General features: G+C 37.2%; 11 protein-coding genes. 4 read left to right on the top strand and 7 right to left on the bottom strand.

Features of this window, described 5'->3' with window-relative positions; translation table 11 throughout:
* Window positions 1-56: 56 nt before the first annotated feature.
* From AC1DFT_RS05395 to AC1DFT_RS05405, 3 genes are all read right to left on the bottom strand, one after another.
* A complete protein-coding gene (locus tag AC1DFT_RS05395; RefSeq protein ID WP_477918166.1) occupies window positions 57-2,225 on the bottom strand; it encodes a YheC/YheD family protein in 2,169 nt (722 codons plus the stop codon).
* 140 nt (window positions 2,226-2,365) lie between these two features.
* Window positions 2,366-2,809 (bottom strand): CotY/CotZ family spore coat protein, encoded by a 444-nt coding sequence (locus AC1DFT_RS05400; RefSeq protein ID WP_477918167.1) that lies wholly within the window; start codon window positions 2,807-2,809, stop codon window positions 2,366-2,368.
* A 104-nt stretch (window positions 2,810-2,913) separates the two neighbouring features.
* On the bottom strand, window positions 2,914-4,215 hold the full coding sequence (locus AC1DFT_RS05405; protein ID WP_477918168.1) for an ATP-grasp domain-containing protein: 1,302 nt from the start codon (window positions 4,213-4,215) through the stop codon (window positions 2,914-2,916).
* Between the two features lie 137 nt (window positions 4,216-4,352).
* Between AC1DFT_RS05405 and AC1DFT_RS05410 the strand changes: the two genes are divergently transcribed.
* Entirely contained in the window at window positions 4,353-5,231 is an 879-nt protein-coding gene (locus AC1DFT_RS05410) for a DMT family transporter (protein WP_477918303.1), read from the top strand.
* A gap of 33 nt (window positions 5,232-5,264) precedes the next feature.
* On the opposite strand, the gene AC1DFT_RS05415 is transcribed toward AC1DFT_RS05410, so the two are convergent.
* Both AC1DFT_RS05415 and AC1DFT_RS05420 read right to left on the bottom strand, forming a co-directional pair.
* The gene (locus AC1DFT_RS05415; protein WP_477918169.1) at window positions 5,265-5,513 is read right to left on the bottom strand and encodes a hypothetical protein; all 249 of its coding nucleotides are present in this window, start codon (window positions 5,511-5,513) and stop codon (window positions 5,265-5,267) included.
* A gap of 83 nt (window positions 5,514-5,596) precedes the next feature.
* A complete protein-coding gene (locus tag AC1DFT_RS05420; RefSeq protein ID WP_477918170.1) occupies window positions 5,597-5,866 on the bottom strand; it encodes a hypothetical protein in 270 nt (89 codons plus the stop codon).
* A gap of 123 nt (window positions 5,867-5,989) precedes the next feature.
* On the opposite strand from AC1DFT_RS05420, the gene AC1DFT_RS05425 reads away from it, so the two are divergent.
* The 3 genes from AC1DFT_RS05425 (at window position 5,990) to AC1DFT_RS05435 (ending at window position 9,448) form a co-directional block, all read left to right on the top strand.
* The gene (locus tag AC1DFT_RS05425; RefSeq protein ID WP_477918171.1) at window positions 5,990-6,619 is read left to right on the top strand and encodes an alpha/beta hydrolase; all 630 of its coding nucleotides are present in this window, start codon (window positions 5,990-5,992) and stop codon (window positions 6,617-6,619) included.
* Window positions 6,620-6,799: 180 nt separating this feature from the next.
* Entirely contained in the window at window positions 6,800-7,777 is a 978-nt protein-coding gene (locus tag AC1DFT_RS05430; RefSeq protein WP_477918172.1) for a BMP family lipoprotein, read from the top strand.
* A 21-nt stretch (window positions 7,778-7,798) separates the two neighbouring features.
* Entirely contained in the window at window positions 7,799-9,448 is a 1,650-nt protein-coding gene (locus AC1DFT_RS05435; RefSeq protein WP_477918173.1) for a methyl-accepting chemotaxis protein, read from the top strand.
* A gap of 1,331 nt (window positions 9,449-10,779) precedes the next feature.
* Here AC1DFT_RS05435 and AC1DFT_RS05440 read toward each other — a convergent pair.
* The gene (locus AC1DFT_RS05440; protein WP_477918174.1) at window positions 10,780-11,961 is read right to left on the bottom strand and encodes an amidohydrolase; all 1,182 of its coding nucleotides are present in this window, start codon (window positions 11,959-11,961) and stop codon (window positions 10,780-10,782) included.
* A gap of 15 nt (window positions 11,962-11,976) precedes the next feature.
* On the bottom strand, window positions 11,977-13,362 hold the full coding sequence (locus AC1DFT_RS05445; RefSeq protein WP_477918175.1) for an MFS transporter: 1,386 nt from the start codon (window positions 13,360-13,362) through the stop codon (window positions 11,977-11,979).
* Window positions 13,363-13,734: the final 372 nt, after the last annotated feature.

Consider the following 13,734-nt stretch of genomic DNA (forward strand, 5'->3'; position numbering starts at 1 on the left):
TATAAACCCGAATAAACCCTCTTTAAGAAGAGGGTTTATTCGGGTATTTTGTAGTATTATTCTTTAAACGTTTCATCTAAAAACTTAACAGTATCAAACATATTCGTTTTACTTGCTCCTTTGATTAAAATGGTGTCATCTTTCTTCACCAGTTTTTCCAATAAGGCATGTAATTCTTCCTTCTTTGTAAAATGGTATATATTCGAAGGAGAAAATCCTTTTACTTTTGCCTGAGCACCAATTTCTTCCGTTCTAAATCCATAGGTGATTAAAATGTCTATCCCCTTTTCATGTACGTAATCGCCGACTTTTCGGTATTCTTCCTCTCTTAACTCTCCTAGCTCCCTCATCTGTCCAATGATAGCTATTTTTCGTTGTTTACCTATATTAGATAAAACATCAAGTGCAGCACGTACTCCTTGAGGATGGGAGTGAACGGTGTCATCAATTACTGTAATATTGTCACGACAATTATAGATTGTTAATCTTCTTGGCGGTTTTCTAAAAATCAGCCCGGCTTTAATTTCCATGGGTGTGAATCCTAAATAATCAGCTACAGCAATTGCATTTAAAGCATTATATACATGATGCTCACCTAAAATAGGGATAAATAGCTCAATTTCTTGCCGCTGTAATCTCATTTTGAAACTCATTCCGTTCTCTTTATATTGGATGTTATAGGCTCTATAGTTAGCTGGTGATTTTGTACTAACCGTTATTATTTTCCCTTTGAATTGCTGGGTCTCCAAATACTTAGAGTTTTCATCATCTTTGTTTACGACAAGTATACCCTCTTGATCCATCCCGTGGATTAGTTCGGATTTCGCATGAGCAACCCCTTTAATATCACTATTAAAGTTTCCGACGTGTGCAAGTCCGATATTGGTGACTATGCTAATGTTAGGTTTAATAATGCTACAATGTTCCGTAATGACCCCTGGATATGCCATACCGTACTCTAATACAACAGCCTCGTGAGCGTCATTAATTTCTGCTGCATGTTTTTTTGTATGCTCTGTTGTATTCCAGTAATCTTTGGACTCGAAAATATTCCATTTTTTAGACAATATCGATGCCAGGAATGCCTTAGACGTTGTTTTACCAGCACTTCCCGTTATCGCAATGATTGGAATATCTCCTTTTTCTTCCATCCTTTTCTTCTTTATTTTGTTAATTTCTGTTTTTATTTTCGTTTGATTTTCCGCTATAAACTTTGCATATTGAATGGAATGTATCACTACATCCAATTCCAAATAAAAAGCAGGGGGACAACCTGGGCGCCAGTTTACTTCATAAATCCAAATTTTTAAATTTTCGTCTAGTCCGACATCGATTCCTATTTCATCAATAACTTCTCCATACTTTACCATTTGTATATGATCTAAATGTTTAGCTAATGACAAAGAAAAGTGCTCAAGCATCTGTCTAATATCAAATGCTTCTTCTTTAAATTCCTGTAATAAAAATGGATCTAAATAATTAGTGAAGCCACCATTATTAATATTTGGGATGATAGATCCGTTTGGAGCAACTCGTGGATAAATTGTAGTTATTACCCACTTCCCTTCTCCATTTTTTTGAACATGAAGCCTAAAATCAAATACTTGGCCGGATTTAGTGATTGATTGTATATATGGTTGAATAATGAAAGTTCCTGTTGATAGTTTCTCTTTCAAAAACTGATTCAACTGTTCTTTTGAATAAGTCTCATTTTCGGAGTTCTTCCTCACTTCAAAACCTTCATCTGCCTTGGAAATAAAGTAAATCCCTTTTCCTTTTCTCCCATCAATCGGTTTAAAAACAACTTTTTGAAATGAAGAAATAAATTTGAAAAAAGTCTCTACGTTTTTTACAACTTCAGAAGGGATTAAATAATTTGTAAATTCTTTTGCCTCCATTAGTCGTTCATTTATGTTCCATTTGTTCCCTATCGAGTTGGTGGTAAATGGAATTTCCGTTTTCAATTTATCAATAATTTCTTTTGATTTTGCTAATTTTTCAGGACTACCTGCGTTATAAATAACATCTGGAAAAGGCATAACTTTCTCCTGCCAGCTGCCATTTTCATAAACCTGACCTCTAATTGAGCGATTCACAAAATTCACTGTCCCAGGTGAAAAATAATAAAATTCAACTCCCTCCGCCATAGCTACTGCTGCATATGCATATGACTTTATGACGGTTTTGGGATCTCTACGATGATGTAGCATTCCTATTATTGTCATTAATATTCTCCTTTATATTCGTACAATGATATATTTATTTAATTCATCCACCTTGCTTTGCATACGGACAAACGTTCAGTTTTATTAAACTTCTAGTAAAATAAAAAACACCCCAATACGCATAGGGTGAAGATCTGTCATTACCATTTCGGCTCAATAATAATTTTTCTTGTTAACAATTCAGTGTCCAGGAGTTGAATAGCACAGATACGCGACAAATCTACGGTCTTACATATAGACGTTTTCTCTAATCTAACTACATCACAAAATGAATTAGTGAAATTGCCTTCAATATCTAGTGGACGCAGTAACGAAATTGTTGAACAGCAAGTATCTCTAGCAATGGACTCGATTCGAAAATAACTTGTTTCAAAACACTCATCCCTATTACTGAAACTTAAAGGGTCACCGTTTTTGCTTATTAAGAGGAAGGGAATCGTATCGGTACCTGCTATTTTGCCAATCAAACGTCCAAAAAATTTTGTTCGCGAATTTTCTAACAAATCCTGGAATAGTTTCAATTCATAGAGTGCATCACATAAACCATGGTTACTTTCTCTTTCGCCACCCAATTTATTTTTCAACTCCCTTAATCAAATACGCCTCGGCGTATTTGCTTCCGCTTCTCTTCGTTCAACTCCGCTGAAGTTAAACTTAGGAAGTTTACCCAATCGATCTAGTTTGGCGTTCAAAAAGGTTCTAGGTAAAACTTTATTTCTTTCGCGGCTACTAATGCAATTGCTTCTGCTTGCTCCGCTGTATCTGAGGCAGCAATGATGCATGCATACCGATTCCCCATTGAATACGGGGTAGTAAGTATTCTTCCTTCAAGAGGTTTAATATGAACATATTTGACTCCATCATGCATTAAAGCCTGTTCTTTACCAGTGACTCTGAGTAGCTTCCCACGGGAGCCTATTGTTAAATATCTTGCGTACACATGTTTTTTTCTCTCTTCTATTAAATTAGGCTCCTCGCCTAAATATATTTTTAAAATCTCCTTTACAAGGTTAATTCCAGTTCCTTCTTCTATGATTCTGTTCATCGCTCCACCAGACATTCTCGGATTAATCTCGATTAATTTCCATTGCCCTTGAGCAAGTTTCATCTCTACATGACAAGAGCCATTCGAAAGACCTGTTTGTTCTACAATGCTTAAAATGCAAGCATATAGCCTACGATAGTCATCCATATTAATTACTCCAGGAAACTTATAACCTGTTACTATAAATCTGCCATTGTATTTGACTTCCTGCTCAACTATCCCTACAAACTTTATTTCATTTTTGTAAACTAAAATTTCCACAAGATACTGTATTCCTTGTATATACTCCTCTATTAATAAGGGACTATTTGGATGGTTTTTTTGCACAAACTTTAAAGCGTCTACAAACTTTTCTTTAGTTTTAACAAGTAATACATCCTTTGAGCCATTTGAAATAGGTGGTTTTAAGATGAAGGGAAAGGAGGTTTTGTATTTTTCTTTAAAATCTATTGGGGAATCATTTGGATGAAAAATTGTAAAAAAGGGGGTCATCGGGAGGTTATTCAGTTTTTCCCTTATCTTTATTTTATTTTCCATTAAACCGAATGATTCTTCCGAGACATGGGATAATCCAAGCTGCTTAGATAATTTGACCGCATAGGAAACATACGGATCAATGAAGCTAATGCATGCGCAAACTTGTTTTCCATGTTCCTTTATCTTTGTTATTTCTGCCACCATCAACTGTTCATCCAGTAAGTGTTCCATAATTACAATTTGATCAACTTCTAAGAAATCTAGATTACTTGTCTTGTCCGTAAATAAAACAACGTAATATCCCATTTCTCTTGCACTCGTCAAGGCTTCCTTACTTGTTCCAAACTTGTAACTTCCAATAAATACAATTGTTTTTATAAGCCTAATCCCCCATTCGTAGACACTTGCATCTATAAAATATGTATAAAAAAATGATTTAACAACTACGACCGCCCAGCAAATAAACAAATAGGATGTCGCACCCCTTTTTATTAAGTTGTTATATGATGAATTTTATTGTAGGATTAATTGCTAACGCTTATCCTGGAACTTAAAGTGGTTCTTCGTTTATTTAGTATGAGAAAGTTTGGTGTAGAAAATTGAATATGAAAGCTTTAATCTTAGCTGCGGTTACCGTCTTTATTTGGGGGTCTAGTTTTGCATCTATAAGCGCTAGTTTACACGGAGGATACTCAGCTGGACATTTGATTTTATTTCGTTTTATTATTGCGTCCTTCCTATTTGGTATTATTGCTTTTTGGCCGGGTATTAATTTTCAGTTGCCGAAAAAAGAGGATCTTTTTAAAATTTTTCTTCTCAGTTGGATTGGAATTAGCGTATATCATATATGTGTAACATTTGGACAATTAACTATTACAGCGGGCACTGCAGGCATGCTGATTGGTTCAGCACCCATTTTCACAACTATTATTGCCGTACTCGTGTTAAAAGAACGTCTAGGAAAGATTGGATGGTTTGGTTTAGGATTTGGATTTGTTGGTATCTTGATGATTGGAATAGGAACTGGAGATTCATTATTTAATATCTCCCCCGGTGTGTTTTTAGTTATTATAGCTGCTATTGCGACTTCTATATTTTTTGTTTACCAAAAGTCCTTACTCTTAAAATACAATCCAATTGAACTAACTGCTTATTTTACTTGGGCTGGTACCATTCCTTTTCTTGTGTTTGCTCCCGGACTGCTTGAAGACATCGGGCACGCAACAATAGAAGCCAATTTGTCCGCAATTTACATAGGGGTATTCCCGACTGCCATTGCCTATTTAACATGGGCAATTGCTTTATCTATGAGTAAAGCTAGTTCAATATCTAGCCTACTTTATGCAGAACCGGTTATTGCCATAGTAATCGCTTGGTTATGGTTGGGAGAATTACCCGCAGTTCTTTCTATAGCTGGAGGATTCATTGCGATTTTAGGTGTACTTATCGTACATTTGTATGGAAGAAAACGGAGTACTGCTTGAACACTAAAAAACCCTCTACGAAAGTGACAACTTTCAGTCGAGGGTTTCCTTATGTCCGGATACTTTTTTCTTTTTATCTATCCGGTGGTACTCCGATACTTGAATAACTCGTACATTTTTCGTGTTTAATTCATGGTAAATCCCTCTACTGTCCGTAAATGAAATATAGCTTTCTCGTTCCCTTTGAATTAACTCTTCCGCCTTTTCTTGGGATTCTATATGGATAAACCTGCGGATATAATGTTCTTCATCGAAAAAATAAGTTACTTTGAATTCTTTCACATTTTCAACTCCTATTATCGTAATACATTTATCCATTTAGGATATCCAAAGAGAAGTGTTTTAAGCTACATTTTAATTAAAGTTCATGATGAATGCACATTAAAAATAGCATACCAATTAAAGATCACGCTTAGGATTACCGAAAAAACTACTAAAGAAATTAAAAATGGGCGGTAATTTTTCCCTGACAAAAAAAATACAATAATCGATAATCCAACCGCCGATCCAATCAGAGATAACCATGGAAATTGCTCAGTAGTTGCACGTAAAAAATAAGCGAAGCCAAACACTAAAAACAGTCCTAACAAAACTTGGAATAACAATTGCAGTTCTTCCCTACCGTATTGCCGCATCTGCATCCCCCATCTGCTTTTCTTTATTATTGCTATACTACGACTCACTAAACTATTATATGCAAAAGAACTAAAGGCATATGTTAGAATAGATATACTTTAGTATGAAGGGAAGAAAAAGACATGAAATCTCCTTTTACATTTAAACATTCAGCACCAAAGATGACATCAAAAAAAATGCCTGCACTTTTTTTGTTGCACGGTATGGGAAGTAATGAAGAAGATTTACCGCAGCTTGTCAAAAGCTTCGAGGAAACCCACCATATTTTCAGTTTACGTGGTCCGATTGTTCACAATCCAGGATATGCTTTTTTTACAATTGCGGAAATTGGGAAACCTGATCGTGATGTCTTTGATAAAGTCATTACATTTATTCAATCATTTATCAACGAAGCAATAGCAGAATATGACCTTGACCCTAACAATATTACGTTATTAGGTTTTAGCCAAGGTGCTATCCTTTCACAAACTTTAGCATTAACAATGGGAAATGCTATTAACAAGGTTGTGGCGCTAAGCGGCTATATACCGGCTTTTGTGAAAGAAGAATATAGCAAGCGACCTGTCGATCATTTGAACATCTTTATTTCACACGGGGATTATGATTATGTTATCCCTTCGCAGTGGGGTGTCGAAAGCAGAGATTATTTGGAAGGGCTTGGAGCAAATGTGACGTTTAAAACTTATGGTGATGGACACGGCGTGACTCCAGAAAACCACGAGGATTTAGTAGAATTTTTAAAGAAACATTAATAATGAAACTGGGGACTTTGCGAAAAGTCTCCTTTATTATGCCTTAAAATAGAATCTCGAACTTGTAAATAGATTGTAAAGTTTCATTACTTTTAACACCAGGAAACCTTCAATTATTAATAACTATGATGTTTTGACGATACATATTAGGTAGAAATATTAATAGTTAGGAATGATTTTATGAAAAAGCGCATTATGTTATATACTTTCATCATTACCGCCCTCTTACTCTCCGCATGTTCCAACAGCGATCAGAATTCAGAAGCAAGTGAACGAGTGAAAGTTGGAGTTATGCTTTCAGATGCTGGGTTAGGAGACCAATCGTTCTCTGACTTAGGATTAATAGGATTGGAACAAGCTCGTGACGAGTTGAATATATCTTTTGATTACCGGGAAATTAAGGATACTAAAACATATGAACAAGGACTGGAAGAGCTGATTGCTCAAGGAAATGATCTAATCATCGGATTAGGATTTTCTTTACAAGAGGCATTGGAAACGGTTGCCCCTAAATATCCCGATACGAGTTTTGTACTTGTCGACTCCGTATCTGATGTGCCTAATATATATAACGTCACTTTTAAAGAAGACGAAGGCTCTTACTTATTAGGTTCTTTGGCTGCGATGAAGACGCAAAGTAATATCGTCGGATTTATCGGTGGAATGGATACCCCACTTATACAAAAGTTTGAGAAGGGTTTTACTGCAGGTGTCAAATCTCAAAATCCAGAAGCTCAAGTACTTTCTACATATGCAAATAGTTTTGGTGACGATAAGCTCGGTGCAAGTATTGCAAAAGATATGATTGCTGCTGGAGCTGATTTTATTTATCCGGCTGCTGGATTTACAGGAGTAGGAGCGATCTTAAAAGCTCAAAATGCTGGTATTTATTCATTCGGAGTGGATAGCGATCAATATTATTTGGCTGAAAATAGCATCGTTACTTCCATGTTAAAACAAGTCGATATCGCTGTCTTTAATACGATAAAAGAGTTTGTTGATACTGGAAAACTTGCTGAAAAAAATACAGTGTTAGGTATTAAAGAAAACGGGGTAAATTTAGCTCCTATTCGTGTCATTAATCTATCGCCGGCTGAACAAAGTAAGCTCGAAAAACTACGAGAAGATATTTCAAACGGATCGATTACAATCCAATAATAGGAATTTAGGTGAAAATAGATGAAACTCAAACAAAAAATATTAATGATTTCCCTTATCCCATTACTGCTCTCTGCTTGCATTATTGGATATAATATTACGCAATTAACTGCACTAAAGTCTTCCACCGAGGAAATTGTCGACGCTTTAGTGAAAGTAGAGGAACTGAATAGTACAGCGAAAAGTCTCCAAAAGTCATTAAGTGCATACTCGTTAAATATTTCCGAAAGCAATAAAAACGATATCGACACCGACTTAGCAAATATGAAATCGCTGTATGATTTGCTAAGCCCTTCTTTAACGAATAATGACCAGCAGGCTATTTCGCAACAACTCTATTATAAATATGAGGAAATAGTAACAGAGACAAATAAAGCATTAAATGCGCAAAATATTGCAGAAATAAAGCGTCAATCTCTTCGAACAAAAGGAATGATGAATGATGTAATTGAACTAAAACGAAGTATTACATCTGAATATTTGATGATGCAGGCTGACTTACAAACTAAGATTAATGGAATTATATCTATTTCGATTATTTCAGTTGCATTTCTTTTAATCGGAAGTATTTTAACTACTTTCTTTTTTACGAACCGGATTGTTCACCCGATCAAACAAATTACCCAAAATGCGGAAGAGATTGCAAAAGGAAATTTAGCTGTCAAGTTAATAAACGTTACGACTCGTGATGAAGTCGCTGCTTTACAAAACTCCTTCCAACAAATGACGATCAACTTAAGGGATGTCATTACGCATGTTTCTGATAGCTCCAACCAAGTTGCCGCTTCCGCAGAAGAGTTAATGGCAAGTGCGGATGAAACGATGAAAGGTACGGAACTGATCTCTTCTTCCATCCAACTCGTTTCAGATGGAGCAGACCAGCAAACGTTCATGTCTGATGAATCAGCGCGTTCAGCAGAAGAAAGCTCCAATGCTGTCACCCAAATAGCGGAACAAGCTAAGGCCGTTATGGAACTTTCTGTATCGACAAATGAAAAAACAGAACAGGGTGCCAAGTTCGTTCAAGAAACCGTTTCACAGATGAAATCAATCAGTACATCTGTGGAGCAAACAGATAAAGCACTGATTACACTAAATGATCGTACCAAGGAAATTGTTCACGTATTACAACTAATTACCGATATTGCGGAACAAACAAATTTACTTGCACTAAACGCAGCAATCGAAGCAGCAAGAGCTGGAGAAGCAGGAAAAGGCTTTGCCGTTGTAGCCGATGAAGTGAGAAAGCTTTCCGAGCAAACAAGAAATTCCGTTTCTAGTATTTCTGGCATTGCGTCAGAAATTGAACTCGACACTGAAAAGACCGTTGCTTCGATTAATGATGTAAAAGAAAGAGTGGATGCAGGGCTTGAAATTGCCCATCACACAGAAGAAACTTTCCGTGATATTCTGGCTTCCGTGGAGCTCGTAAAAGAACAAGTAAGTAATATTACAAACGTCTCGAACAGTATAAATGATCAAATGGTACAAGTATCTACCCATGCACATGAGATGTCCAATGTTGCAAAAATAACCGCAGATAGTTCAAATTCTGTAGCAGCTGCATCCGAAGAACAATTAGCTTCTATGGAGGAAGTTACAGCCGCAGCCGTTTCATTGGCTAATCTTGCAGAAGAATTACAACATAGAATTTCTAAGTTTACGGTATAGGATACTGCGTGGTAATGAGTTGGATGAGGTGTCCGCTGGGATTTTCGCTGCAGGTCGGACGCTTTCCACGGGGTGAGCGATGAGCCTTCACCGCCGCTTGCGCGTACGTTGTGAAGTCTCATTATGCTCAGGCAGAGGAACAAAGGCTAAGAACGCCACATCGTGTGGCAACGCCTTCGTGACCAACATCGTGTTGGCCTCCATTGGAGTCGCCGCCTACTGCGAAAATCAATGGAAATTGCTAGATTATTGAGATCCCTTATTAACAATAAATGGTTGAACGAGACAATATCCACTGCGAACGCGACAATCAGGCAGCTGAACACGACAAACCGGTCGAGTAGATGCCGGCCAGGCGTGTTCGGCGAGCTTTAAGACATATATTTCCTATAATATGTCGGAATTATAGGTGTCCCACAACAAGTAAAGAGCCATTTTGAGAATTGGTTGCTTTCACGAGTAATTTTGTTGCTCTCGTGCTGATTTAGTTGCTTTCGTAGTAGAACCGGTTGCTCCCAGTCATCGGATGGTTGCCCTAAGCCATTTACTGGATACTTGCAATGGAAAAAATGGGTAAATTTTTGTTTTTTCAACTGGTCTGCACCGATAAATATGTATTTTCCGTTTATTTACACTTTACCCAGTGGAAGTCGCCCGCCAGACAGTGAAAATCTTAGCGGTTAATAGGATGCGCCATTCCAATAAGACGTCTCAATCCTAGTAAACTTGCCACTTTGAGAATTGGTTGCTTTCACGAGTAATTTGGTTGCTCTCGTGCTGATTTAGTTGCTTTCGTAGTAGAACTGGTTGCTCCCAGTCATCGGTTGGTTGCCCTAAGCCATTTATTGGATGAATGCAATGGAAAAACTGGTTTAAATTTTGTTTTTTAACCGGATGGTATAGATAATTGGGCAATTTCTTTTGATTTTCGCCGCAGCCGTCGACTCCTGCCAGATGAGTGGGCTAATGAGACATCCCAACGTACGCCCAAGGGCGGCGGGGATGGCTCATCGCTCACCCGGCGGAAAGCGTACGGCTGCAGTGAAAATCACAGCGGACACTTTATTCGCCTCACTACGGCGCAACATCCCTTTATTGCGCGTAACGGAAAAGACTGCATACTATATCCCACTAAAAAAATCATCCATATCTCAATAACTTTATAATTTTTCTAAGCTATAAAAACAAGGCTATCTCAAAGTTAACTTTGAGATAGCCTTGTTCATTTTTTAGGAAACAATTAAACCAATCACTTGAAGATCAAGCATTTCTTCATCTAGACTCCACGCCTTGCCTGCCAGGGCAGACATAGATGTTTCCGCTTTTGTTATTTATTCCTGCGTACTACATACAACTTGTCCTACCGCTTTTGCTGCGACTAACAAGGATGCTTCGTCTATATCGAACTTAGGATGATGATTGAAATATGGATCTTCCACCCCTTCAGGTGTACAACCAATATAGAAGAAGCATGCTGGGAATTTTTCTGCATAATAAGCAAAATCTTCCGATGGAGCTAGTGCAGGGAATTCTTTCACTTCTTTAATATGTGGGTCATTGGCATTTCTAAGCGTCTCAGCCACTTTCGCTGTCAATTCAGGATTATTGTATACTGGCGGATAGTCCGTTTCATACGTTAATTCACAAGTGACACCAAACTCTTCTTCCAACCCTTTAACAATTCGTTTTACTTCTTTTTCAATTTTTTCTTTCGTTTCAACAGTCATATAACGAATGTCGCCTTCTAGCTCGACACTGTCTTTAATGACATTAAATGTACCTTTTCCATCAAAAGAACCAATTGTAATAACACCAATTTCAAATGGACTTAATCTGCGACTAATAATCGTTTGAACTGCCGTAACAAAATGAGCACCCGCAACAATTGCATCATTTGCTAAATGCGGAGAGGATCCATGTCCACCTCTACCTTGTATTTTCAATTTCATATACGCTCTTCCGTTAAATGAAAATCCTGCGTGGTAGCCAACTAATCCTGCTGGTCCCATTGGAAGTAAATGAATTCCATACACTTCATCTAAATCATCAAGCAATCCAGACTCTACAATACTTTTTGCCCCACCTGGTGGAACTTCTTCTGCATGTTGATGGATAATTTTAATCGTTCCAGAAAGTTCTGATTTCAATTGGATTAAGCAATCAGCTAATACTAATAAATACGCCGTATGTCCATCATGACCACAGGCATGCATAACACCTTCATTTTTCGATTTAAATGGGACTGGTGTTTCTTCCACAATTGGGAGTGCATCAAAATCTGCACGTAGCCCAATTGTTTTGCCAGGTTTAGCCCCTTTAATCGTTACAATAATACCGTATCCATTCCCTACGTTTGTTTGAACTTCAACATCTTTTCCTTTATAAAAGTCCTCAATATACTTGGCCGTTTTTTCTTCTTTAAATGACAACTCCGGATTTTCGTGTAAGTAGCGACGAATTTGAATAATTTCTTCTTCTCGTTGTTCTAACATTTTCATTAATTGTTCTTTCATTAGTTGCACTCTCCCTTATTTAGCTTCACTTTTACCAGCATTATTAGGAACCATGAAGAGAATTGATAACAATGCAATGACTGCAAAAATTACATTTACTATAATACCGCCAGTTGCAGCCGCATCAACTCCACTTTTGGCTGCGATCATTGCATATACTGTTGCAGAAATCGCAACCCCGAAAGCTGAGCCGAGCGAACTAGCCATTTTATAAATACCGGAAGCTGCTCCGATTTTATCGTCTGGTGCATTCGATACAGCTGTATCTGTAGATGGTGTTGCATAAAGCCCTAAACCTAAACCAAACAATGCAAAACCGATAAATACGACAATTGTATAAGTTACGTCTGGTAAGAACGTTAAGCCCATTACTCCAACACCGATTAACGTCAAGAATGAGCCCCAAAGCATTGGTTTTTTCGCACCAATTTTTTGCAGAATTTTTTCACCAACACGAATCATACCTAGAACAGCAATTAGATAGCCTATTGATAACATACCCGATTGGAAAGATGTGAATCCTCTACCTTCTTGCACATACGTATTTGCAACAACAAGTGTTCCGGCAACGGCATTAAGTAAGAAGTTGGAAACTGTCGCACCTGTATATGGGGCATTTTTAAATAATCCAAAGTCAATTAACGCATTCGATCTACCATTTTCAACTTTTACAAAGATAATTGCACCAATAATTGTCACAGCTATTAAAACAATCGTAATCCAGTTTGTCCAACCAATTTCAGCACCTTGTGTGATGAAAATATTTAACGCCAACATAGTAATAATGAATATAATTAATCCTTTAACATCAAATTTCGAATTACCAGTATTTCTTGCTTTACTTTCCGGTGTGTCTTTGATTAACCATAATGCAAGAATTGCGAAGATAATAGAGAAAATGAAGATCCATTTCCATCCCATATATGTTGCGATAGCCCCGCCCAACAACGAACAGACACCAGATCCACCCCATGAGCCAATAGACCAATAACTTAGCGCACGTTGACGGTCCGCTCCTTCAAAATAAGCTTTCACTAATGCAATTGTGGAAGGCATAATACATGCTGCTGATATCCCTTGAATAATTCGACCAATAATGAGTAAGGTCGCACCATTTGCCAATACTATACAAAGTGAACCGATAATACTTAAAATTAAACCAAAATTAGTGATTTTCTTGCGTCCTACTTTATCAGCAAGACCACCTGCTGCTACGATAAAAATACCTGAGAATAATGCCGTTAAGCTTATAGCAATATTTAAAGTTCCCATCGAAACTCCTAAATCTTGTTGTATCGCAGGAACGACGTTAACCATTGCTTGCGCAAATAGCCAAAATGTTAATACCCCAAAAACAATACCTGTAATCATTTTATTTGTACCTTTGTAGGTTGATTCCATAATACTCACTCCTTAATTTTTTTCACTATCTTATTGATTATTTGTTAAAAGTTCAGGTTCATGCAAAATACTTAAGAATATAATTAAAGGCCCTTTAATAAGTTGTTAGGTAAGCTTTCCTATAGCTATATTCTAAAAGAAAAATCCTTTCTTTATCATGCCTTTTTTGATGTGTTTCTTTATAAAAGTGGATATTAATTTGATTGGAGAAATGATAGGTACAAAAAAGGTGGTTAATATTTTACCTTTGAGTAATATTTGGTCTAAGAGACTTTCTTCAAAGGTTAGTTTGTCCAATATGCGAATAGATCGCAGGCGAACGTGTGGCGACGGGGATGGTTCATCGCTCACCCGGCGGAAATCATAGCGTTA

The sequence above is a fragment of the Psychrobacillus sp. 05T411 genome, assembly GCF_056396485.1.

Bases quoted from the DNA above. Each gene is read 5' to 3' on its own strand.
- AC1DFT_RS05395 (WP_477918166.1), bottom strand. From the start codon at position 2,225: ATGACAATAATAGGAATGCTACATCATCGTAGAGATCCCAAAACCGTC.
- AC1DFT_RS05410 (WP_477918303.1), top strand. From the start codon at position 4,353: ATGAAAGCTTTAATCTTAGCTGCGGTTACCGTCTTTATTTGGGGGTCT.
- AC1DFT_RS05420 (WP_477918170.1), bottom strand. From the start codon at position 5,866: ATGCGGCAATACGGTAGGGAAGAACTGCAATTGTTATTCCAAGTTTTG.
- AC1DFT_RS05425 (WP_477918171.1), top strand. From the start codon at position 5,990: ATGAAATCTCCTTTTACATTTAAACATTCAGCACCAAAGATGACATCA.
- AC1DFT_RS05430 (WP_477918172.1), top strand. From the start codon at position 6,800: ATGAAAAAGCGCATTATGTTATATACTTTCATCATTACCGCCCTCTTA.
- AC1DFT_RS05435 (WP_477918173.1), top strand. From the start codon at position 7,799: ATGAAACTCAAACAAAAAATATTAATGATTTCCCTTATCCCATTACTG.
- AC1DFT_RS05440 (WP_477918174.1), bottom strand. From the start codon at position 11,961: ATGAAAGAACAATTAATGAAAATGTTAGAACAACGAGAAGAAGAAATT.
- AC1DFT_RS05445 (WP_477918175.1), bottom strand. From the start codon at position 13,362: ATGGAATCAACCTACAAAGGTACAAATAAAATGATTACAGGTATTGTT.